Origin of the sequence: Sphingobium jiangsuense (assembly GCF_014196495.1) — a bacterium.
GTDB lineage: Bacteria > Pseudomonadota > Alphaproteobacteria > Sphingomonadales > Sphingomonadaceae > Sphingobium > Sphingobium jiangsuense.
Genome location: NZ_JACIDT010000017.1, coordinates 33,337 through 54,533, shown reverse-complemented (window position 1 = coordinate 54,533; position 21,197 = coordinate 33,337). Strand labels below are relative to the sequence as shown.

The 21,197-nt window shown below is 67.3% G+C and carries 18 protein-coding genes; 10 read left to right on the top strand and 8 right to left on the bottom strand.

Annotated features, from left to right (window positions below):
* The 4 genes from ligA to GGR43_RS18415 all read right to left on the bottom strand — a co-directional run bounded on the left by ligA (position 1) and on the right by GGR43_RS18415 (position 3,602).
* The gene (gene ligA, locus GGR43_RS18430; RefSeq protein ID WP_188073403.1) at positions 1–462 is read right to left on the bottom strand and encodes a protocatechuate 4,5-dioxygenase subunit alpha; all 462 of its coding nucleotides are present in this window, start codon (positions 460–462) and stop codon (positions 1–3) included.
* A complete protein-coding gene (locus tag GGR43_RS18425; protein WP_188073402.1) occupies positions 459–1,484 on the bottom strand; it encodes an amidohydrolase family protein in 1,026 nt (341 codons plus the stop codon). Before GGR43_RS18425 ends, ligA begins: the two co-directional genes overlap by 4 nt.
* Positions 1,481–2,350 carry an NAD(P)-dependent oxidoreductase gene (locus GGR43_RS18420; protein ID WP_188073401.1) on the bottom strand — a complete coding sequence of 290 codons (870 nt, stop codon included), beginning with the start codon at positions 2,348–2,350 and terminating at the stop codon, positions 1,481–1,483. The genes GGR43_RS18425 and GGR43_RS18420 overlap by 4 nt, the downstream gene beginning before the upstream one ends.
* A gap of 88 nt (positions 2,351–2,438) precedes the next feature.
* Complete coding sequence (locus GGR43_RS18415) at positions 2,439–3,602, bottom strand: LysR family transcriptional regulator (RefSeq protein WP_188073400.1); 1,164 nt, start codon at positions 3,600–3,602, stop codon at positions 2,439–2,441.
* Between the two features lie 112 nt (positions 3,603–3,714).
* On the opposite strand from GGR43_RS18415, the gene ligK reads away from it, so the two are divergent.
* The 3 genes from ligK to GGR43_RS18400 are packed head-to-tail and all read left to right on the top strand — an operon-like array spanning position 3,715 to position 6,344.
* A complete protein-coding gene (gene ligK, locus GGR43_RS18410; protein ID WP_188073399.1) occupies positions 3,715–4,389 on the top strand; it encodes a 4-carboxy-4-hydroxy-2-oxoadipate aldolase/oxaloacetate decarboxylase in 675 nt (224 codons plus the stop codon).
* On the top strand, positions 4,382–5,449 hold the full coding sequence (locus tag GGR43_RS18405; protein WP_188073398.1) for a 4-oxalomesaconate tautomerase: 1,068 nt from the start codon (positions 4,382–4,384) through the stop codon (positions 5,447–5,449). Before ligK ends, GGR43_RS18405 begins: the two co-directional genes overlap by 8 nt.
* Position 5,450: 1 nt before the next feature.
* Complete coding sequence (locus GGR43_RS18400) at positions 5,451–6,344, top strand: amidohydrolase family protein (RefSeq protein WP_188073397.1); 894 nt, start codon at positions 5,451–5,453, stop codon at positions 6,342–6,344.
* Between the two features lie 253 nt (positions 6,345–6,597).
* On the opposite strand, the gene GGR43_RS18395 is transcribed toward GGR43_RS18400, so the two are convergent.
* Together GGR43_RS18395 and GGR43_RS18390 are read right to left on the bottom strand one after the other, a co-directional pair.
* Positions 6,598–6,966, bottom strand: coding sequence for a small multi-drug resistant family protein (locus GGR43_RS18395; RefSeq protein WP_188073396.1), 369 nt, complete (start codon positions 6,964–6,966; stop codon positions 6,598–6,600).
* A gap of 43 nt (positions 6,967–7,009) precedes the next feature.
* Positions 7,010–8,530, bottom strand: a complete 1,521-nt coding sequence (locus GGR43_RS18390) for a hypothetical protein (RefSeq protein ID WP_188073395.1) — start codon at positions 8,528–8,530, stop codon at positions 7,010–7,012.
* 533 nt (positions 8,531–9,063) lie between these two features.
* Between GGR43_RS18390 and GGR43_RS18385 the strand changes: the two genes are divergently transcribed.
* Entirely contained in the window at positions 9,064–10,521 is a 1,458-nt protein-coding gene (locus tag GGR43_RS18385; protein WP_188073394.1) for a UbiA family prenyltransferase, read from the top strand.
* Positions 10,522–10,535: 14 nt separating this feature from the next.
* Complete coding sequence (locus GGR43_RS18380) at positions 10,536–12,026, top strand: lipopolysaccharide biosynthesis protein (RefSeq protein ID WP_188073393.1); 1,491 nt, start codon at positions 10,536–10,538, stop codon at positions 12,024–12,026.
* 7 nt (positions 12,027–12,033) lie between these two features.
* Here the strand turns inward: GGR43_RS18380 and GGR43_RS18375 are convergent, their stop codons facing one another.
* Positions 12,034–12,963 carry a hypothetical protein gene (locus tag GGR43_RS18375; RefSeq protein ID WP_188073392.1) on the bottom strand — a complete coding sequence of 310 codons (930 nt, stop codon included), beginning with the start codon at positions 12,961–12,963 and terminating at the stop codon, positions 12,034–12,036.
* Positions 12,964–13,150: 187 nt separating this feature from the next.
* Between GGR43_RS18375 and GGR43_RS18370 the strand changes: the two genes are divergently transcribed.
* Positions 13,151–13,732 carry an ANTAR domain-containing response regulator gene (locus GGR43_RS18370; RefSeq protein ID WP_188073391.1) on the top strand — a complete coding sequence of 194 codons (582 nt, stop codon included), beginning with the start codon at positions 13,151–13,153 and terminating at the stop codon, positions 13,730–13,732.
* Positions 13,729–14,940 (top strand): CmpA/NrtA family ABC transporter substrate-binding protein, encoded by a 1,212-nt coding sequence (locus tag GGR43_RS18365; RefSeq protein WP_188073390.1) that lies wholly within the window; start codon positions 13,729–13,731, stop codon positions 14,938–14,940. The genes GGR43_RS18370 and GGR43_RS18365 overlap by 4 nt, the downstream gene beginning before the upstream one ends.
* 328 nt (positions 14,941–15,268) lie before the next feature.
* Here GGR43_RS18365 and GGR43_RS18355 read toward each other — a convergent pair whose 3' ends face one another.
* Entirely contained in the window at positions 15,269–16,957 is a 1,689-nt protein-coding gene (locus tag GGR43_RS18355; protein ID WP_188073388.1) for a bifunctional protein-serine/threonine kinase/phosphatase, read from the bottom strand.
* 107 nt (positions 16,958–17,064) lie between these two features.
* Here GGR43_RS18355 and GGR43_RS18350 point away from each other — a divergent pair, with 107 nt between their 5' ends.
* From GGR43_RS18350 to nirD, 3 genes are all read left to right on the top strand, one after another.
* Positions 17,065–18,288: a nitrate/nitrite transporter gene (locus tag GGR43_RS18350; RefSeq protein WP_188073387.1), complete on the top strand. Its 1,224-nt coding sequence runs from the start codon at positions 17,065–17,067 to the stop codon at positions 18,286–18,288.
* A complete protein-coding gene (nirB, locus tag GGR43_RS18345; RefSeq protein WP_188073386.1) occupies positions 18,288–20,774 on the top strand; it encodes a nitrite reductase large subunit NirB in 2,487 nt (828 codons plus the stop codon). The genes GGR43_RS18350 and nirB overlap by 1 nt, the downstream gene beginning before the upstream one ends.
* A gap of 83 nt (positions 20,775–20,857) precedes the next feature.
* Positions 20,858–21,196, top strand: coding sequence for a nitrite reductase small subunit NirD (gene nirD, locus GGR43_RS18340; protein ID WP_188073428.1), 339 nt, complete (start codon positions 20,858–20,860; stop codon positions 21,194–21,196).
* The last annotated feature ends 1 nt before the right edge of the window (position 21,197 follow it).

The window sequence follows — 21,197 nt, the reverse complement described above, 5'->3', positions numbered from 1 at the left end:
TCAGCGGCCTCCCTTGTCAGTATCGCCGCCTTGCGCGGCGTTGGCCTTGAGCGAGCGGGCGCCTTCGGGCGAGCGGCCCCCGGCGACCATCATCTTGGTATAATCCTCGAAGTTCATGTCGGTCATGGTCGAAACCGCCTCGGCAAAGCTGATCCCGTCGGTCGAGAACAGCTTGGAAAGGAAATAGACGTTGCCGCCCAGGTCCAGCGCGCGGTTGTAGTCGCGGTCGAGAATGGCCTGCTTCTGTTCCTCGGTCATCGGCCATTCGTCCAGATAGGCGCGTTCGTCGGCCTTGAACCGCTCGCGATTTTCGGCCTTCATCAGGCTCATCGCGAACTGGTTCATGTGATAGCCCTGCCGCGCGCGCTTCGCGATGAAGACGCGGGTGCCGGGAATGTCGTCGAATTCGGCAAGATATTCGTGAATATCCTGTACCTTGCCGCCGGAAGTGTCCTGACTCATAAACCCCTCTCCTTGAGTTTCGCGTCGAGGCGCGGGAACACGCGGCGGGCATTGCCTTCGAAGATCGCGTGCCTTTCTTCCGCGCTGATGTCGAGCGCGTCGATATAGCGCTTGGTATCGTCGAAATAATGGCCGGTCGTCGGGTCGATCCCCCGCACCGCGCCCACCATTTCAGACCCGAACAGGATGTTCTTGTTCTCGATCACGTCGGCCAGCAGGTCGATGCCCGGCTGGTGATAGACGCAGGTGTCGAAGAAGATGTTGTTCATCAAATGGGTGTCGAGCGACGGCTTCTTCAGCATGTCGGCCAGGCCCCGGTAGCGGCCCCAATGATAGGGCACCGCGCCGCCGCCATGCGGGATGATGAAGCGCAGCGTCGGGAAATCCTTGAACAGATCGCCTTCGAGAAGCTGCATGAAGGCGACGGTGTCGGCCGCGATATAATAGCCGCCGGTCGCGTGCATCGCCGGGTTGCAACTGCCCGACACATGGATCATCGCCGGGACGTCCAGCTCCACCATCTTCTCGTAGAAGGGGTACCAGTAGCGGTCGGTCAGCGGCGGATGGGTGAAATGGCCGCCGCCCGGATCGGGGTTGAGGTTGCAGCCGATGAAGCCCAGTTCGGTGACGCAGCGTTCCAGCTCGGTGATGCTGTTGGTCATGTCGGCCTTGGGCGACTGCGGCAGCATGCACACGCCGACGAAGGTTTCGGGGAACAGGCCGACGACGCGCGCGATCAGGTCGTTGCAGCGCATCGCCCATTCCTTCGCCACCGCCTCGTCGCCGACATGCGGCGCCATCGCCGAGGCGCGGGGCGAGAAGATGGTGAGGTCGGCGCCGCGTTCCTTGATCAGGCGAAGCTGGTTCGCCTCGATCGTCTCGCGGATTTCGTCGTCGGAAATCTCGGGGTAAGGCGGGCAGGGCGTCCCGGCCTTGAACGCGGCCTTCTGCTCTTCGCGCCAGGCGTCGTGGCCCTTGGGCAATACGGTGTAATGACCGTGGCAATCGATAATCAGGGTCATGCTGTCTGCATCCCTCCCTTCCTGTTCACTTGTTCGATCTTGCCGGCGAGGCCGGTTTCCGGCTGCTTGAGGCCAAGCGCGCCGATGGCCCGCTGGCGCTGCACCGTGCCCCGCGTCATCGCGGCGCCGGTGCCGAGGCCCTCCAATGTCTTGACCACCTCTTCCATCTCGGCGGCGCGGCGCTGGCCGTGGATCATCATGCGGTCGAGATTATAGTCGGCCCGCTCTTCCCACGGCCTGGGCTTTTCGCTGGCGTCGAGCGAGGACAATACCTCGTCCAGCACGCCCGCCTGCTGCGCGGCGAGCATGCATTCGGCGGTCAGCGCCTCCATGCCCTTGACCATGACCGAGCGGATCATCTTGATCGCCGAGGCGCGGCCGACCTCGCCACCGACGATGCGCGTATTGGCGAAGCCCAGCGCCTCCAGCAGCGTCCGCGCCTGCTCCGCCCGTTCGCCGGCAAGCAGCAGCGGCACGGAGAGCCGCGCCGGATTGACCGGGGCCATCACCGCGACGTCGACATAATGCGCGCCCGCCGCCTCGATCGCCCGCGCGGCCTCCTGCTTGGTCTGGGGGGCGACGCTGTTCATGTCGCAATAGAGGGTGCCGGGCGCGATCAGCTTCGCGGCTTCCTGCGCGACCAGCGGGGCCTGATCGGCCGTCACCAGCGAGAGCACCAGCGGCGCGCCGTCCAGCGCGTCGGCCAGCGTCGCGCAAGGGGCTACGCCCGCCTGCGCGATCGCGGCGTCCATCTCCGCCTCGCCGATGAGGAGGTCATGGGCCTTGGCGGAAGCGCCCCAATGCCCCGCGCCCGCGAAGGTGCGCCCGGCCTCGCCAAATCCGATAAGTGCGACTGTTCCGTTCATGATGCGAACCTTATGGTTTCGCGAACCCCGGAACGCCAATCAATTCACGGAACAGGGCATTAGATTATACGAAGAGTGGATCGTTCGATCAGCCGTCCTCGTCCATCCGCGACGCTTCTTCCGCCAATATGGCGAGGAAGCGGGACTGCATCGGCGTCGGGTGCCAGCCCTCGCGCTGGGTCACGCCGATCGACCGGCTGATCGCGTAGGGCAGCGGGCCGATCGCCACGAGCCAGCCCGCCTTCAGCTCCAGCTCCACCTGATCGGGGGAGAGGAGGGTGAGGAAATCGCCGTTCAGCAATATCTGGCGGATGGTCATCACCGATCCGCATTCGATCGGCACATGCGGCGGCGCGCGGGACAGGGTGGTGAACATCTGTTCCCATAGTCTGCGCAGCGGCGTGTCCGCCCCGGCCATGATCCAGGGATAGCGCATCAGCGTTTCCACCTCGACCGGCCCCGCCCCGGCGAGCGGATGGCCGTTGCGGGCGATGACGATCGGATGATCGTCGAACAGCTTCTGCTGGACCAGCGCGTCGTCCGGCCCGTCGGCGCGCAGCGCGCCGATCATCAGGTCGATCTCGCCGTCGCGCAGCGGGCCGACCAGTTCGCTGTGCGACCCTTCGACGACGGTGATGTCCACCTGCGGATAGAGGTCGTGGAAGCGGGTGATGGCCGACGGCAATATGCGCGCGCGCGACAGCGGCATGGCGCCGATGGTGATGCGCCCGGTTTCCCGCCCTTCCAGCGCGGCGAGCTCCGCCATAGCGGAGTGGATTTCGTTCATCGCCAGCCGGAAATTGCGGGCGATCGCCATGCCGCGCGGGGTCAGCGCCACGCCGCGCCCGCGCCGGTCGGCGAGCTTCACCCCCATGGCGAGCGACAGGTCGCTCACCGCCCGGTGCAGCGATGCCTCGGCAAGGCCGGTGGCGGCCGACGCCCCGGCATAGCTGCCGGCACGCGCCAGCGCGATGAAGGCGCGGATCTGCGCTGCCGTCGCCCGGTTGTTGCCGATCAGGCGCAGCGCGGTGTCGGCGCGGCGGGCGAGGATCAGCGCGGCCTCGGTCGGCTCCATTCCGCCGGGGCGACGATCGAACAGGCGCATGCCCAGTTGCCGCTCCAGCTTGGCGATGCCCTGCGTGATCGCGGGCTGCGTCAGATTGACGAGCCGCGCCGCCGCGGTGATCCCGCCGCAGGAGACGACCGCGCTCAGCGCATGCAGGTGGCGGATATTCAATTGCTCAGCATTCATGAACCAGACTTAGCAAAAGTTTATGAACAGCGCACCCTTTTGCATTTGCCTGATTCCGGCGCCTCATCACATTAGGCGCCCAATCGGGATTTATAGCTGGAGGATTTTTGCCATGGCCGGAGTCGTCGTCACCAACATCGAACGCGCGGATAAGGCGGTCATCGACGGGCTGGCGCGGTGCGGCGTTGCCACCGTGCATGAGGCGCAGGGCCGCACCGGTCTGATGGCCCCGCATATGCGCCCCATCTATGCGGGTGCGCGGATTGCGGGCAGCGCCGTCACCATCTCGGCCCCTCCGGGCGACAACTGGATGGTGCATGTCGCGATCGAGCAGTTGCAGGACGGCGACGTGATCGTGCTGGCGCCGACCAGCCCCTGCACCGACGGCTATTTCGGCGACCTGCTGGCGACCTCGGCGCAGGCGCGCGGTTGCCGCGGCCTCATCATCGATGCGGGCGTGCGCGATGTACGCGACCTGACGCAGATGAACTTCCCGGTCTGGTCGAAGGCGGTGCATGCGCAGGGCACGGTCAAGGCGACGCTCGGCTCGGTCAACGTGCCGGTGGTGTGCGCCAATGCGCTGATCAATCCGGGCGACGTGGTGATCGCGGACGATGACGGTGTGTGCGTCGTGCCCCGCGCCGATGCCGCCGCCGTGCTCGAAAAGGCGCAGGCGCGCGAGGCCAATGAGGAAGCCAAGCGCCAGCGCCTCGCCGCCGGCGAACTCGGCCTCGACATTTACGACATGCGCGGCAAGCTGGAGCAGATGGGGCTGAAATATGTCTGATTTATCCAACGCGGCAGGCACCCGCGTCATGTGGATGCGGGGCGGCACGTCGAAGGGCGGCTATTTCCTGAAGGACGACCTGCCCGCCGACACCGCCGCGCGCGACGCGCTGCTGCTGCGCATCATGGGTTCGCCCGATCCGCGCCAGATCGACGGCATGGGCGGCGCCGATCCGCTGACCAGCAAGGTCGCGGTGGTCGGCAAATCGGCGCGCGAGGGCGTCGATGTCGATTATCTCTTCCTCCAGGTGTTCGTCGATCAGGCGATCGTCACCGATGCGCAGAATTGCGGCAATATCCTCGCCGGAATCGGCCCCTTCGCGATCGAGCGCGGGCTGGTCGCCGCGCAGGACGGCGAGACGAAAGTCACCATCTTCATGGAGAATACCGGCCAGATCGCGGTCGCGACCGTGTGCACGCCGGGCGGCAAGGTCACCTATGCGGGCGACGCACGCATCGACGGCGTACCGGGCAGCCATGCGCCGGTGCCGCTGGAATTCCGCGACACCGCCGGGTCGTCCTGCGGCGCGCTGCTGCCCACCGGCAACGCCTTTGACGAGGTGAACGGCGTGCGCGTCACGCTGATCGACAACGGCATGCCCTGTGTCGTGATGAAGGCGCAGGATGTCGGCGTCACCGGCTATGAAAGCCGCGAGGAACTGGACAATGCCGCCGACCTCAAGGCGAGGATCGAGGCGATCCGCCTCGCCGTGGGCGAGCGGATGAACCTTGGCGACGTCAGGGAAAAATCGGTGCCCAAGATGATGCTGGTCGCCCCGCCGCGCGAGGGCGGGGCCGTCACCGTGCGCAGCTTCATCCCGCATCGCGCCCATGCGTCGGTCGGCGTGCTGGGCGCGGTCAGCGTCGCCACCGCCTGTCTGATCGAGGGATCGCCCGCCGCAGAGGTGGCCTCGATCCCCGAAGGGCGGCGCAAGACGCTCTCGGTCGAGCATCCGACCGGCGAGATGACCTGCGTGATGGAACTGGACGAGGCCGGGCAGGTCAAGACCGCCGCACTGCTGCGCACCGCGCGCAAATTGATGGATGGAGAGGTTTTCTGACATGAGCGAGACGCAGGACCGTATCATAAGCTGGCATGCCAGCCCGTCGAAACCCGCCTATACCCCGCCGCCCGGAGCGGTGGACGCGCATTGCCATGTGTTCGGGCCGATGGCGGAGTTTCCGTTCAGCGCCAAGGCGAAATATCTTCCCGGAGACGCCGGGCCGGACATGCTGTTCGCGCTGCGCGATCATCTCGGCTTTTCGCGCAATGTCATCGTGCAGGCGAGTTGCCACGGCACCGACAATGCGGCGACGTTGAACGGTATCGCGAAGTCGAACGGCAAGGCGCGCGGCGTCGCCGTGGTCGATCCGGCGATTTCCGACGCGGAACTGGAAAGGCTGCACGAAGGCGGCATTCGCGGCGTGCGCTTCAATTTCCTCAAGCGCCTCGTCGATGACGCGCCCAAGGACAAGTTCCTTGAAGTGGCGCGGCGGATCAAAGGGCTGGGCTGGCATGTCGTCATCTATTTCGAGGCGGATATCCTTGAAGAACTGCGCCCGTTCCTCGACGCCATCCCGACGCTGATCGTGGTCGACCATATGGGCCGCCCGGACGTGACGCAGGGGCCGGACGGCGCGGACATGAAGGCGTTCCGTGCGCTGCTCGATTCGCGCGAGGACATCTGGACCAAGGTGACCTGCCCGGATCGGCTGGAAGAACCGAAAGGGCCGCCATGGGACGATTTCGCCCGCGCGGTCGCGCCGCTGGTGGCGGATTATCAGGACCGTGTGCTGTGGGGCACCGACTGGCCGCATCCCAATATGCAGAACGCCATTCCCGACGACGGCGCGCTGGTCGACATGATCCCGCGCATCGCGCCGACGGCGGAATTGCAGCAGAAGCTGCTCGTCACCAATCCGATGCGGCTGTACTGGCCTGAGGAATTGGGCTGAGCGGAAGCGGGATCGGGCCGGGGCGGTGGTTCCCGGCCTTTTTCTTGGAACCCTGCGCCTGTTGAATGGCGGGTTGCGGCTGAAGCGGACATCCTGTCGCGTCATGCCAGCGAAGGCTGGCATCTGCTGAGGCGGCGCGCCACATCGCTTACGACCCCAGCCTTCGCTGGGGTGACGGTAAAGGCGAACGTCCGCCTCTCACCCAAGCCAGTCCTTTCGAAACAGCTTGGCAAGCACCAAAACAGTCTTTCTCTCACGCCGACCGCGCCACCAACACACAGCCCAGCGCGATCATCAGCGTGCCCGCCACCCGCGCCGCGCTCACCCCTTCGTTGAGGTAGAGCACGCCCGCCAGCATCGTCAGGATGAAGCCGATGCCGACGAACGGATAGGCCAGCGACAGCGGCGCCCGGCCCAGCACGAACAGCCAGAGCAGCGCGCCGAGGCCATAAAGGCCCAGCCCGACGAACACCATCGGCGATTGCAGCAGCCCGCCCATCTCGCCGCCAAGCCCGTTCGCCCGTGCGGCGGCGGCGCTGCCGGTGCCGATCTTGAGCGCCAGCTGTGCCAGCGCGGACAGGCTGACGCTCGCGAGGATAAGCAGAAAGAGGCGAAGGGTCATGCGGGGTGCCTTTGCTGAAAAGCCATGGTTTTCTCCTGTCCGGTCACCGGCCGATCATCACATCCTCGCCGCTGGCGCGCAGCAGGCGATAGCCGGGCGGGATCGGGATGCGATCGGCGGGCGCGCCCCAGATCCAGATGCGATCGAACCGGTCCCGTGCCATCTCCTCGGTACGCTGGCGCAGGCCCGGATAGTCGATCGCGTTGACGGGGCAGAGCGGCAGCACATCCTCCGACAGGTCATACCAGACCGCCCTGTCGCGGGGATCGCGGATCGTCATCAGGTCGGCGCCGTCCACCTTGAACATGGTATTGGTAAAGACGTCGCGACGGGCGATGGCAAGGCCCGGCAGCTTGCGATCCGGGTTCAGCACCCACGGATAATCGCAATCCGACTGCACGGCGATGAAGCCCATGCGGCTGCCCTGCGGCACCGCCTCCAGCATCGTGTCGAGCCGCCGTTCCAGCACCGCGCTCGCCCGGTGCCAGCTCGCCGCGATGCCGACCGAGCGGACCACGAACAGCAGCAGCCCGGCGGCGAAGACCAGCCTTTCCCGGCGCGGGTCGGCGGCAGGCGAGATGGAGAGGAGCAGCAGTATCACCCCGGCGGGCGCGACGCGGAAATCCGCGCCCCAGCTGCCCAGCATCGTGGTCGGCATCAGAGTCGCCATCAGGCACACGCCCACCCCGGCGGCGGCAAGGCGCGGATCGAGCCGGCGGCGGCCCGCCCAGAACAGGGCGAGCAGCGCCAGCAGGCCGATCGCGCCTGTCATCGCGAGGTCGGCCTCGCGCGACCAGCCCTTCATCACCGTGATGAAATTGAGGATCTTGGCCCAGAAGATATTCTGGTCGGTCCAGATATAGAGCGGCGCGCCGGTCGGCTCGCCCCGCCACAGCAGCAGCGGGACGATCGGCGTCGCCAGCGGCCACAGGCGCCGCGCCGCGCCCACGATATCGCGCGGGGAACGCAGGCGGATCAGCTCGGCAAAGCCCGCCGCCACGCACATTATGCTCCATCCTCCCATATGGGCGGTCCACACCGCCAGCGACAGCAGCATATAGAGCAGCGCGCCGCGCCAACCTTCCGGTGGCCGCGCCAGCCACAGCGCGAACAGCAGCAGGCCCAGCGCGACGCTGAGGCTGTAATTGACGAAGCCGTACATATAGGCATGGTGGTAGATCACCGGCATCGCCAGCATCGCGCTGGCGCTGATACGGCCATGGGCGGCGCGCGAGAGGGCGAGCAGCGCCAGCACCATCAGCGGCGCGATGCAGGCGACGACAATCCGCGTCGCGCTCTCCGCATCCATCCAGTGCATCAGGCCCAGCACCGGCAGGTCCACGCCCAGATTGCCGATCCACCGCCATTCGACGTCGAAATAGCGGTCCAGCGGCCCGTCCTCGCCATGATGGAAGAACACATGATGGCGGGCGATATGGTTGGGCAGGTCGGCAAGGCCGGGAATGGGCGCGGCGATGACGGGCAACAGCGCGCAACCGATCAGCACCGCCAGCAACGCCCAGTGCAGCGGGCGGAGGGACGGGAAGAACTGTCGGATGGGCATGGCGGCCTGTGATGCTGTGGAAGGGACGGGCGGATTTAGGTCGCGGAGGACCCTAGCGGGTGGGTGTTGATTTTTCATTAGCCCTTTTTCCCTTGCGGTTGAATCGCGGGTTACGGCCATTTTCCAATGAAGCCGCAGGGTAAACTCCGTTCACCCGGAGCCCAACGGCCGCCTTTCCTGGGCTAAGAAGGACAGGGCTTCGACAAGCTCAGCCCGAACGGTGGGGAAGGGGCACTGACCACCCGAACCGCCCCTCTCGCGTCATGCCAGCGCAGGCTGGCATCTCAGGGAGATGTTGCACGGCATGGCCGCAGCCCCCAGCCTGCGCGGGGTGACGGTGGGGCCGAAGTCCCGCCCCGTCCCTTAACCAAACCCTCAGCATTCCCGGCTAAAGGGCGTGCATGCATGAAGGCCCGGCCATTCCTCCGCCCCGCGATCCTCTTTTGCCTTGCCCTGCCGCGCCGGACGATGGCATTGCGGGAAGGAGCAATGCGCAGGGGCGGCAGGGTGTCACCTGTGGGGAAAGCGTATCGATGCAGCATGAGGGAAAGCATGGTGGCGACGGGCAGGTCCCGCTTTTCGTCGATGTCGACGGCACGCTGACCCGCGCCGATATCTCGCTGGAAAGTTTCGTCGCCTATGCGCGGCAGGGGGTGGGGCATGCGTTGCGCCTGTTCCTCTGGCTGGTCGCCGGGCGGGCGCTCGCCAAGACGATGGTGGCGCGCAGCCGCCGGATCGAGGCCGACCGCCTGCCCTATCGGCAGGAGGTGATGGACCTCATCGGCGAGGCGCGGGCGCAGGGGCGCCCCGTCATCCTCGCCAGCGCCAGCCATTGGAGCCATATAAGCCGCATCGCCCGCCATCTGGGGCTCGATGCCGCGATCATCGGCACGCGGGGGCGCGCCAACCGCAAATCCGCCGCCAAGCTCGCCGCGATCCGGCGGGCGATCGGGGAGGGGGCGCCGTTCGATTATGTCGGGGACAGCCGCGCCGATATCTGCCTCTGGGCCGCCGCGCGGGAGGGGTGGAGCGTGGGCTTCGTGCCGGGACGCGGGCCTGAGGTCCGGCGGGTCGGCGGTGGAGGGGGAGGCAAGCCGCCTTTCTGGCGTTCGGCGCTGAAGGCGATGCGGCTGCATCAATGGACCAAGAACGGGCTGGTGCTTGTCCCCGCGCTGACCTCCGGCCTCTTCCTCTCCCCGCTGGTGGCGCGCAAGGCGGTGGCGGCGATGCTGTGCATGTCGCTGGTCGCCTCGGCCATCTATCTCGTCAACGATATATTGGACGTGGAGGCCGACCGCGCCCACCGCACCAAATATCGTCGGCCGATCGCGCATGGCGACCTGTCGATCCCGGCCGCGATCCTCCTATCGCTCGCGCTGGGCGTGGCGGGGCTGGCAGGCGGCCTGCTGCTGGGCGGCTGGCCGCTGCTGGCGGCGCTGCTCGCCTATGTGGTGCTGACCTGCGCCTATTCCTTCCGCATCAAGGCGGTGATGGTGGCGGACGTGATCGCGCTCGCCTCGCTCTATACGGTAAGGCTGTGGATCGGCGCGGTGGCGATCGGCGTGCCGCTGTCCTTCTGGCTGCTGCTCTTCTCGGTGTTCCTGTTCCTCAGCCTCGCCTATCTGAAGCGCTATATCGAGCTGCGCGACGCCGACGACCCGGATGCGATGCTGCGGGGAAGGGGCTATGTGCCGAGCGACCTCGACGTGGTGATGACGGCGGGGATCGGCGCGGGCATGGTGTCGATCCTCGTGCTGGCGCTCTTCGCCAACGATCTCGGCACCGCGCGCCATTATGCGACGCCGGAGCTGCTCTGGTTCATCTGCCTGCCGCTGCTATACTGGATCAACCGCATCTGGATGATGGCGCGGCGCGGCGAGGTGGATGGCGACCCCGTGGCCTTCGCCGTGCGCGACCCGCGCAGCATCGCCGTGGGTCTGATGTGCGCGTTGCTGTTCCTGGCCGCGCAGAAGCTCACCCTGCCGGTCTGAGGGCGCCTTACACGATGGATCACATGCAGGACGCCAATGTCGAGGACCGGAATTTCGGCAGCCGGGTGAGGAACGCCGTGTTCTGGCGATCAGGCAGTCAGATCGTCGCGCAGGCGGTGTCCTGGGCCAGCACGCTGATCGTCGTGCGCCTGCTCGACCCGTCCGACTATGGCCTGTTCGCGATGACGCAGGTGGTGCTCAACTTCATGAGCTTCATGAACGGCGTCGGCCTCGTCAGCGCGCTGGTGCAGGCGCCGACGCTCGACAACCGGCAGCTGCGGCAGGCGTTCGGGCTGATGCTGGTGCTGAACGGGGGGCTGGCGCTGGCGCAACTGGCGCTCGCCGGGGTGGCGGCCGATTATTACAACCAGCCTCTCGTCGCGACGATGCTGCGGGTGCAGGCGCTGATCTATCTGGCGACGCCGTTCATCTCGCTGCCCGAAGTGCTGATCGGGCGCAGCCTCAGCTTCAAGCGGCCCGCGCTGGTCAACATCATCACCGCGCTGGTGACGGCGACCGTCTCGCTGGTCGGCGCGCTGCTGGGCTGGGGCGTGTGGACGCTGGTGGTGGCGCCGATCATCGGCTTCTGGGTGAAGGGCGTCGGCAATATGATCGCGACGCGATTCTTCATGCTGCCCAGCTTCGATTTTCGCGGGTCGGGGGGGATATTGCTGTTCGGCGCCTCGCTGCTCGGCTCGCAGTTGCTCATCATGGTGCAGAGCCAGGCGGATATCCTGATCGGCGGCCGTGTGCTCGATCCGCATGAACTGGGCCTTTATGCCGAGGCGCTGTTCCTGACGCAGATTTTCGTGTCGCGCTTCATCCCGCCGCTCAACGACGTGGCGTTCCCGGTCTATTCGCGCATGCAGGCGAACAAGCCGATGCTCAGCCGCGCCTTTTGCCGGGCAGCGGGGATGATATTGCTGGCGGCCTGTCCGCTCTATCTCGGCATGGCGGTGGTCGCGCTGCCGATGGTGGAGTTGCTGTTCGGCCGCAAATGGCTGGAAATGGCGCCGTTCGTGTCGATCCTCGCCGCGTCCATGCCCTTCTATGCGTTGCAGGTGCTGTTCGCCCCCGCGCTCAACGCGGTCGGGCGGCCGCATCTGACGGCGTGGATTTCGGGCGTCGGCGCGATCCTGATGCCGACGACTTTCCTCATCGGCGTGGGCTATGGCGGGCTGGGGCTGGCCGTCGCCTGGGCGACCGGCATTCCGCTGCTCACGCTGGCGACCATCCGCATCGCCGGGCCGGTGCTGGGCCTGCATGCGGCCGATCTGGTGCGGGCGATAACCCCGGCGCTGGGCGCGTCGATCCCGATGGCGCTGATCGTGCTGGTGCTATACTGGATGCTGCCGCCGCTGCCCGCCGTGGTGCAGCTGGGCGTGCTCGTGTCGGCGGGGGTGGTGAGCTATGGCGGGATATTGTACCTGTTCTGGCGCGACATGCTGAAGGAACTGATCGCGATGCTGCGCAATCGGACCATCGAAATGCCCGCTGAAGGTTAAAACCCGGTCAGCGCCCCAGCAAACGGATCGCCTGCATCGACCGGTTGAGATATTCGAAGCGGTGCCAGCGATAGGTGCCGATGAAATGCAGGAAGCGCGGGTCGGCGGGCAGGGCCTCGCCCCAATAGTTGATATAGCGGCCGGCGGGCAGCACGCGCCCGTTGGGATCGTTGGCGACGACGAAGCTGGACGTCACCTGCTCCGTTCCCCATTCGCTCCACCGCTTCGGGCCGAGGATCGCGCCCGCCGCCTGAGAGAAGGCGGTCGCCAGCTGCCGGTTCTGCCCGCGCGCGAAGCCCGCGAAGCCGGAGCAGCCGCGCACATAGCGCAGGTCCGGCCAGCCCGTTATGACCAGCTCCGTCAGGATCGATTCGGTCGCGCCCTGGATATGGCCGGTGCGGCATTCCTGCGTCGGCGCGCCATCGGGGAAGGAGCGGCGGGTGAAATCCGCGACGTCGGTGATCGCCTCGACCGGGGTTTCCGCGCCCAGCAGGGTGAAGCTGGCATTGGCGGCGATCGCCTCGACGACTTCCGGCACCGGGCCGGTGGTGACGGTGTCGGAATCGAGCTGGATCACATAATCGTCCGCCGCCATGTCGAGAATGGTGAGCAGCCTTTCCCAGGTGCCGCCATGGGGGCAGGGGCCGACATCGACATCGCGCAGCGACAGGATGCGCGGCCTGCCTAGATGATGATCCAGCGCCGCCTTGTCGCGATCCGTCAGCGTGCCGTCGTCCATGATGACGAAGCGGCCCCGTCGCAGATGATGGTGCAGCGATTTCGCCGCGACCAGATAGGGGATCAGCACCTGCGTGCCGATCATCGAGAACAGCACGACGCCGTCCTGCCGCGCCTCTATGGGGGGCGTGTCGAAAATCGCCTTGCAGCGCTGGTTGTACAGCGCGCGCTTCAGCCGCCATTCGATTCCCGACCACATCGACCCGTTTCCTTTGCTTTCCTGCCGTGCCCGGCCCGGTTTGCGGGGACTGGGGCACGATGACAAGCCTTCTGCCACCAAATGGTGAAAGGAGCCTTGCGCTCTCCTCCTCTTTGCGCGGTTTACTGACTTTGCCGATACCGCTAACGGACGCTGTGGCTGCTGGGGCTTTGAAAACGGACATGTCGTGAAGATCGCCATCATCGATGAAAGCGCCGCCCGCGCGGCCGTGATCGAGGAAGGGCTGCGCGAGGCGGGCCTGGACGACATCGCGCTGCTGGTCGAGCGGCACGGCGTGGTGGCGGAGCTGGAGCGGCTGGCGCCCGACGTCATTCTCATCAATCTCGAAAATCCGAGTCGCGACATGCTGGAGGAAAGCTTCGCCCTTTCCCGCGCGCTCGCCCGGCCGATCGCGATGTTCGTCGACCAGTCGGACGAGGCCTCGATCGCCGAGGCGGTCGATGCGGGCATTTCCGCCTATGTGGTGGACGGGCTGCGCAAGGACCGGATCAAGCCGGTGCTGGAGCTGGCGGTGCGGCGCTTCCATGCCTTTTCGCGGCTTCAGGCCGAATTGCAGGAGGCCCGCTCCGCGCTGGCCGAGCGCAAGACCATCGACCGGGCCAAGGCGCTGCTGATGAAGCGGCGCGGCGTCGATGAGCCGACCGCCTATGCGCTGCTGCGCAAGCAGGCGATGGACGGCGGGCGGCGCATCGTGGAAGTCGCCGAGGCGCTGATAACGGCGGAAAACCTGCTGGGAGGAAGCTTATGAACCGGTTTCGCATAGGGTTCCTGCCGCTGGTCGATTGCGCGCTGCCGGTGGTGGCGCGCGAAATGGGCTTTGCCGCGCGCGAGGGCGTGGAGATCGCGCTGGTGCGGGACCGGACCTGGGCGGCGGTGCGCGACCGGCTGACCTATGGGCAGACCGACGCCGCGCATCTGGTCGCGCCGATCGCCATCGCCATGGCGCTGGGGCTGGACCGCCCGCCGCAGCCCATCGGCGCGCCGTTCATGCTGGGCCTCAACGGCAATGCGATCGCGGTATCGGCGGCGCTGGCCGACAGGCTGGACATGGGGATGGAGGCCGAGGCCCGTCCGCTGGGCGAAAGGCTGGCCGGGATAGCGAAGGAGATGGCCGCCGCCGGCCGCCGCCTGCGCTTCGCCGTGGTGCATCGCTATTCCAGCCATAACTACATGCTGCGCTACTGGCTCGCCGCCTGCGGCTGCGACCCGGAGCGCGACGTGGAGATCCGCGTCGTCGCCCCGCCGCTGATCGCGGATGCGTTCGCCGCCGGGGAGATCGACGGATCGGTGGTGGGCGAGCCGTGGAACAGCCTTGCGGTGGAGCGGGGCGATGCCGTCATCATCTCCTCGACCTCGCGCATCTGGTCGCGCGGGGTGGAGAAGCTGCTGGCGTTCCGGGCCGAGCTGCTCGACGAACGGCGCAGCGAGGTGGAGGCGCTGCTGCGGGCGCTCTACGCGGCGGGGCAGTTCGCCGCCGACCCCGCCAATCTGGAGGCGGTCGCCGATCTGCTTTCCCGCGCGGACTATATCGGCCTGCCCGCCGAACTGATCGCGCGCGGCCTGTCGGGCAGGCTCGTCTGCCGCAGGGGCGAAGAGGCGGTGCGGGTGCCCGATTTCCTCGTGCTGCATGGCGAGGCGGCGAGCTTCCCCTGGCGCAGCCAGGCGATGTGGCTCTATTCGCAGATGGCTCGCTGGGGCCATGCGCGGCCCACCGCCGAAGGCTTTGCCGCCGCCGCCGCGACCTTCCGCCCGGATATCTACCGTTCCGCCTTCGCGGGCACGGGCGCGGTGCTGCCGGGCGCGAGCCTGAAGGTGGAAGGGGCGATCAGCGCGCCGCTGGGCGCGGGCAGCCATGGCGGGCGGCTGGTGATGGGGCCGGACCGCTTCTTCGACGGCAGGCTGTTCGACCCGGACGAGCCTTTCGCCTATCTGGCGCAGGACGGCGTAACCATCTGATCTATAACGCTTTTATGATCTGACGGGCCACAACTGCTTTGCCGTTTTTCCGCGATGCAAATTTTGCACTTGCGAGAAAAGGCGAACGGCCACAATCTGATCCGGACAGGAGAACGAAGGCGTTCTCCGATTCATCCAGATGCCGCAACGGCGTGGCATCGCTCATCACATGACCACAGGCAATGGCGCCGCCGGTTCGAGCATAAGGGCTCGGACCGCGCGGCCTTTTTGCGTTTTCGAACGGAGCGGCGGCGGCATCATGACAGGCGATCGGGCACAGGCGGGAAGAGGAAAGGGCGCGACCCTTACCTTTCGCGCGCGCTCCGGTTCAGCGCCAGGCCAGCGCCACGACCAGCGCGAGGGCGAGCAGCAGCGAGACGACCTGCCAGAAGCGCACCGGGTCGCGCTCGACCAGCGGGACGAAGCCCGGCGCGGCGCGCGGCACGGCGGCGCCTCCCTCCAGCGCGCGGAGCAATTCCACCACATCGCCGAAGCGCTCCGCCGGATCGATGGCGACCGAGCGCATCAATATGCTGTCGAGCCATGCGGGCAGGTCGCTCCTGATGCGGCCGGGCGGCGTAGGCGGGCGGAAGCGCGGGCGGCTGAACGCCTCGACCTCGCCATAGGGCCATGCGCGGGCGAACAGGCGCCAGAGGGTAACGCCCAGCGCGAACTGGTCGGTGCCCTCGTCGCCCGGATTGCCCGCGAACATCTCCGGCGCGAGATAGGCGGGCGTGCCGGGAATGTCGCAGCTCTCGAACTCCTCGACGCGGGGCAGACGCGCGACGCCGAGGTCGATCAGCTTCAGCCCGCCGTCGGGCAGCAGCATCACATTGTCGGGCTTGATGTCGCGATGGATGATGTCGAGCCGGTGCAGCGCGGCGACCGCGCGGGTCAGCTTGATCGCGATCGCCAGCCCGTCCTTCAGATCGACCGGGCGGGCGAGCCGCGCTTCCAGCGTCTCGCCCTCGTAAAAGGGCTGGACGCCGTAGAGGCGGGTCTGGCGTTCGGGCGGAATGGCGATGGTGCTCGCCACGAACGGACTGGAAACCCGGCTGCCCACAAGCATCTCCCGCGCGAAGGCGAGGCGGGCGCTGCCTTCGGAAAGCAGCGCGGGCTTGGGGAATTTGATCGCGACGCTCCGGCCGGAGAGGGTGTCCGTGGCGCGGAACAGGCGGGTGTAGCGCCCGTCGGCAAGCTGCGCGTCGAGGCGGAAGCCGTCGATGCTCTCGCCCTGCGCGGGCGGATCGGCGATGGGCAGGCGCGCCAGATCACCCGCGACGCTGTCATGGTCGATCGCGGGCAGGGCGACGATATCGAGCAGGACCGCGCTCGCATTGTCCTGGCTGCCCGCGGCCAGCGCCGCCTCGACCAGCGCGGCGGCATCGGCTTCGGGCGAGTTGCGCGCGGCCAGCAGCCGTTCGATGCGTCGCGCCGACAGGCTGCCGTGCACGCCGTCGCTGGTCAGCAGCAGCCGGTCATGCTCGGCCAGCGGGATCTGCTGATGGTCGAGCCGCAGCCGCTCCTCGATGCCGAGCGCGCGATAGAGGATATGGCGGCGATCCGGGTGGGAGTGGGCATGGTCCTGCGTCAGCAGCGTCAGGCGCCCGTCGCGGAAATGCCAGGCGCGGCTGTCGCCGACATGCAGCACATGGGCGCGGCGGCCCTTGATAACCAATGCGGTGAAAGTGGTGGCGGCGTGGGCCATGGATTCGGTTCGTCCCATCGCGTGCAGCCAGCTGTTGAACGGGGCCATCACCCGCTGCGCCGCCGCTGCCGGGCCGATGGTGTCGGGCTGCTCGTAAAGGCCGTCGATCAGCGTGCGCACGGCCAGTTCCGCCGCGATGCGGCCGCCCCTCGCGCCGCCCACGCCATCGGCCAGCGCCGCGACCATGCCGTGGCGGATGCGCTGCGTCTCGCTGGCCTCATAGACCCCGGCGAAGTCCTGATTGTCGGGCCGGTGGCCGCGTTCCGAGCGGAACCCCGCCGCCACCTGCAAACGTCCTTCGGGCTTCATGCCTGTCATCCCTCCCACTCGCCGCGCACCCACGCATGCGCACGAGGGGAGCGGACCGTCCCGCCCTTCGTCAAGCAGAAAGCTCCCAGCGATGAGGAACATGTGAAATGAGCGGTAAATCCTTCTGGCAATCCGGGCACAGGCCGACGCTGATCATGGCGTTCCTGTATTTCGACGTGGCCTTCATGGTGTGGAACATGCTGGGGCCGCTCGCGCCGATCATCGCGCGGGAACTGGGCCTGAGCGACGCCGAAAAGGGCTTCATGGTCGCGGTGCCGACGCTGGCGGGCGCGGTGCTGCGCCTCGTCAACGGCTTTCTGGTCGACCGGATCGGGCAGAAGATCACCGGCGCCATCGGCCAGCTGGTGGTGATCGCCGGGCTGCTCGCCGCATGGCATTTCGGCGTCGGCAGCCTCAACGGCCTGATCGCGGTGGGCGTCGTCCTCGGCTTCGCGGGCGCGTCCTTCGCGGTGGCGCTGCCGCTCGCGTCGCGCTGGTACCCGCCGGAACATCAGGGCAAGGCGATGGGCATTGCGGGCATGGGCAATTCCGGCACGGTGCTCGCCGCGCTGTTCGCGCCGCTGCTGGCCGGGCTGTTCGGCTGGAACGCGGTATTCGGCCTGGCGGTCATCCCGCTCGCGCTGGTGTTCGCCCTATACATGATGCTGGTGAAGGACAGCCCGGACCAGCCGCCCGCACGCAGCATGGGCGTCTACCTGCGCGACTATTGCGCGATGCTGGGCGAAAGCGACGCCTGGTGGTTCATTCTCTTCTACGGCGTGACCTTCGGTGGCTTCGTCGGCCTCTCCGGCTCGCTGCCGATCTTCTACACCACCGAGCTGGGCCTCACCCCGGTCCATGCCGGCTATGCGACGGCGGCCTGCGTGTTCGCCGGGTCGCTGGTGCGCCCGATCGGCGGGGCCTGCGCCGACCGGATCGGCGGCATCCGCACCCTGTCGCTGGTCTATGCGGTCGCCGCCGCTCTGCTCGTCGCCATCTGCTTCGCGCCGCATCATTTCGCCGCGCTGTTCCCGCTGTTCTTCGCGGTGATGGCGGCGCTCGGCATCGGCAACGGCGCGGTATTCCAGCTCGTGCCGCAGCGCTTCCGCCACCAGATCGGCATCATGACCGGCCTTGTCGGCTTCGGCGGCGGGGTGGGCGGCTTCTACCTCGCTTCCTCGCTCGGCCTCGCCAAGCAATGGACGGGCAGCCCGTCCGCCGGGTTCCTCGTCTTCGCCGCGCTGGCGCTGGTCGCGCTCGCCGGCCTCACCTCAGTCAAGAAGCGCTGGCGCACCACCTGGGGCGCCGCCATTCAGGGAGTTCGCATCTGATGCAACAGGACATCGATACCCCCCACAGGCCCCATCTCGTCGTCGTCGGCAACGGCATGGCCGGATGCCGCGCGGTGGAGGAGATCCTCGCCCGCGACGCGCACAAGTTCCGGATCACCATCTTCGGCGCGGAACCGAGGGTCAACTACAACCGCATCATGCTCTCGCCGCTGCTGGCGGGCGAGAAGAGCTTCGCGGATATCGTGATCAACGACGAGGCCTGGTATGCGGACAACGGCATCACGCTGATCGCGGGCGACCCGGTCGTCTCGATCGACCGGACCGCGCAGGCCGTCACCAGCAAGTCGGGCCGCACCGAATATTACGACCGGCTGCTGCTCGCCACCGGGTCCGATCCGTTCATCATCCCGGTGCCCGGCAGGGACCTGCCCGGCGTCATCAGCTTCCGCGACATGGACGATGTCGGCGCGATGCTGGAGGCCGCCGACCGGGGCGGCGACGCGGTGGTGATCGGCGGCGGCCTGCTGGGGCTGGAGGCCGCGCACGGCCTTACCCTGCGCGGCATGAAGGTGACGGTCATCCACCTGATGCCGACGCTGATGGAGCGCCAGCTGGACGAGGCGGCGGGCTGGCTGCTCAAGACCGAGCTGGAACGGCGCGGCCAGACCATATTGACGCAGGCCGACACCGCCGAAATCTACGGCGACGGCAAGGTGGAGGGCGTGCGCCTGAAGGACGGGCGCGACATTCCCTGCTCCATCGTCGTGATGGCGGTCGGCATCCGCCCCTCGACCGCGCTTGCCCGCGAGGCCGGGCTGGAGGTGGAGCGAGGCATCCTCGTCGACGATCATATGATGACCAGCGACCCCGCCGTGCTGGCGGTGGGTGAATGCGTGCAGCATCGCGGGCAGGTCTACGGCCTCGTCGCGCCGCTCTGGGACATGTGCCGGGCGCTGGCGGACAGCCAGACGGGCAACCCGACCGGCTACACCGGCTCCGTCACCTCCACCAAGCTGAAGGTCAGCGGCATCGACCTGTTCTCCGCCGGCGACTTTTCCGGCGGGGAAGGGTGCGAGGATATCGTGCTGCGCGATGCGACGCGCGGCGTCTACAAGCGCGTCGTCGTGCGCGACGACAGGGTGATCGGCGCGGTGCTCTATGGCGATACCGCCGACGGCAGCTGGTATTTCGACCTGCTACGCAAGGAAGAGGACATCTCCTCCATCCGCGAGGCGCTGATCTTCGGGCAGGCGTTCGCGAGCGGTGGAGGCGCCCTCGCGGACCCTAAGGCGGCCGTTGCGGCGCTCTCGGACGATGCCGAGATTTGCGGCTGCAACGGCGTATCGAAGGCCAAGGTCGTCGCCTGCATCGCCGGCGGCGCGCAGGATCTGGACGCGGTGCGCGCGGGATGCAAGGCGTCGGCCAGCTGCGGCCAGTGCACCGGGCTGGTCGAAACCCTCCTCGCGCTGACGCTGGGCGAGGCGTTCGACGGATCGCGCGCGGTCAAGCCGATGTGCAAATGCACCAGCTTCACCCATGAGGAAGTGCGCGCCGCCATCCGCGACAAGGCGCTGAAGGAAATTCCGGCGGTGATGCAGGCGTTGAGCTGGTCGACGCCCGACGGCTGCGCCTCCTGCCGCCCGGCGCTCAACTATTATCTGCTGTGCGCCTGGCCCGCCGAGCATCGGGAGGACCCGCAGAGCCGCTTCGTCAACGAACGCATGCACGCCAATATCCAGAAGGACGGCACCTATTCGGTGGTGCCGCGCATGTGGGGCGGCGTCACCACGCCGGACGAGCTGCGCGCCATCGCAGATGCCGCCGAAAAATACGGCGCGCGCATGGTCAAGGTGACGGGCGGGCAGCGGCTCGACCTGTTCGGCATCCGCAAGGAGGATCTGCCCGATATCTGGGCGGACCTGAACGCCGCCGGGATGGTCTCCGGCCATGCCTATGGCAAGGCGCTGCGCACGGTGAAGACCTGCGTGGGGTCGGAATGGTGCCGCTTCGGCACGCAGGATTCGACGGGCCTCGGCATCCGCATCGAGCAGATGACATGGGGCAGCTGGATGCCGCACAAGTTCAAGATCGCCGTATCCGGCTGCCCCCGCAATTGCGCGGAGGCGACGATCAAGGATTTCGGCGTGATCTGCGTCGACAGTGGCTATGAGCTGCATATCGGCGGCAATGGCGGCATCCATCTGCGCGGCACCGATCTGCTGTGCAAGGTCGCGACCGAGGCGGAGGCGCTGGACTATTGCGCCGCCTTCATCCAGCTCTACCGCGAGGAGGCGCGCTATCTCGACCGCACCGCGCCCTGGGTGGAGCGCGTCGGCCTCGATTATGTGAGGCAGCGGATCGTCGAGGATGCGGAGGGGCGCAAGGAGCTGCGCGCCCGCTTCCTCCACGCGCAGGCCTATCTCCAGAAGGACCCGTGGGCCGAGCGCGCGGCGGGGGCGGAAAGCCATCTGCACCGCCATATCGCGGAAATCCGGCCCTTCGCGGTGGTGGGAGGCGCGGCATGACGACGGCAACGGCGACGACGATGGCCACGGCCGCGAACCGCAAACTGGCGGAACAGCAGCAGAGCAGCAAGGCGACCCCTCATATGATTGCAGAATGGCTCGATATCGGATCGGTGGACCAGCTTCCGGCGCTGGGCGCGCGGACGCTGCCGGTGCGGGGCGGCAAGGAGATCGCGATCTTCCGCACCGCCAATGGCGCGGTCCATGCGCTGCTCAACCAGTGCCCGCACAAGCAGGGACCGCTGAGCGAGGGCATCGTCCATGACAGCAGCGTCACCTGCCCGCTGCACAATTGGCGCATCAGCCTGCTGACCGGCGAGGCGCTGGGCGAGGACAAGGGCTGCGTGCCGGTGATTCCGGTGAAGATCGACGGCGGCCGCATCCTGATCGGCCGCAGGGAAGCCTTGCAGGGGATGGCCTGAG

What these genes read in the sequence shown, in the direction of transcription:
- ligA (WP_188073403.1), bottom strand. Translation starts at nt 462, where the DNA reads ATGAGTCAGGACACTTCCGGCGGCAAGGTACAGGATATTCACGAATAT.
- nirD (WP_188073428.1), top strand. Translation starts at nt 20,858, where the DNA reads ATGATTGCAGAATGGCTCGATATCGGATCGGTGGACCAGCTTCCGGCG.
- GGR43_RS18350 (WP_188073387.1), top strand. Translation starts at nt 17,065, where the DNA reads ATGAGCGGTAAATCCTTCTGGCAATCCGGGCACAGGCCGACGCTGATC.
- GGR43_RS18400 (WP_188073397.1), top strand. Translation starts at nt 5,451, where the DNA reads ATGAGCGAGACGCAGGACCGTATCATAAGCTGGCATGCCAGCCCGTCG.
- GGR43_RS18390 (WP_188073395.1), bottom strand. Translation starts at nt 8,530, where the DNA reads ATGCCCATCCGACAGTTCTTCCCGTCCCTCCGCCCGCTGCACTGGGCG.
- GGR43_RS18355 (WP_188073388.1), bottom strand. Translation starts at nt 16,957, where the DNA reads ATGAAGCCCGAAGGACGTTTGCAGGTGGCGGCGGGGTTCCGCTCGGAA.
- GGR43_RS18380 (WP_188073393.1), top strand. Translation starts at nt 10,536, where the DNA reads ATGGATCACATGCAGGACGCCAATGTCGAGGACCGGAATTTCGGCAGC.
- GGR43_RS18425 (WP_188073402.1), bottom strand. Translation starts at nt 1,484, where the DNA reads ATGACCCTGATTATCGATTGCCACGGTCATTACACCGTATTGCCCAAG.
- GGR43_RS18415 (WP_188073400.1), bottom strand. Translation starts at nt 3,602, where the DNA reads ATGAATGCTGAGCAATTGAATATCCGCCACCTGCATGCGCTGAGCGCG.
- GGR43_RS18420 (WP_188073401.1), bottom strand. Translation starts at nt 2,350, where the DNA reads ATGAACGGAACAGTCGCACTTATCGGATTTGGCGAGGCCGGGCGCACC.
- ligK (WP_188073399.1), top strand. Translation starts at nt 3,715, where the DNA reads ATGGCCGGAGTCGTCGTCACCAACATCGAACGCGCGGATAAGGCGGTC.
- GGR43_RS18395 (WP_188073396.1), bottom strand. Translation starts at nt 6,966, where the DNA reads ATGACCCTTCGCCTCTTTCTGCTTATCCTCGCGAGCGTCAGCCTGTCC.
- nirB (WP_188073386.1), top strand. Translation starts at nt 18,288, where the DNA reads ATGCAACAGGACATCGATACCCCCCACAGGCCCCATCTCGTCGTCGTC.
- GGR43_RS18365 (WP_188073390.1), top strand. Translation starts at nt 13,729, where the DNA reads ATGAACCGGTTTCGCATAGGGTTCCTGCCGCTGGTCGATTGCGCGCTG.
- GGR43_RS18385 (WP_188073394.1), top strand. Translation starts at nt 9,064, where the DNA reads ATGCAGCATGAGGGAAAGCATGGTGGCGACGGGCAGGTCCCGCTTTTC.
- GGR43_RS18375 (WP_188073392.1), bottom strand. Translation starts at nt 12,963, where the DNA reads ATGTGGTCGGGAATCGAATGGCGGCTGAAGCGCGCGCTGTACAACCAG.
- GGR43_RS18405 (WP_188073398.1), top strand. Translation starts at nt 4,382, where the DNA reads ATGTCTGATTTATCCAACGCGGCAGGCACCCGCGTCATGTGGATGCGG.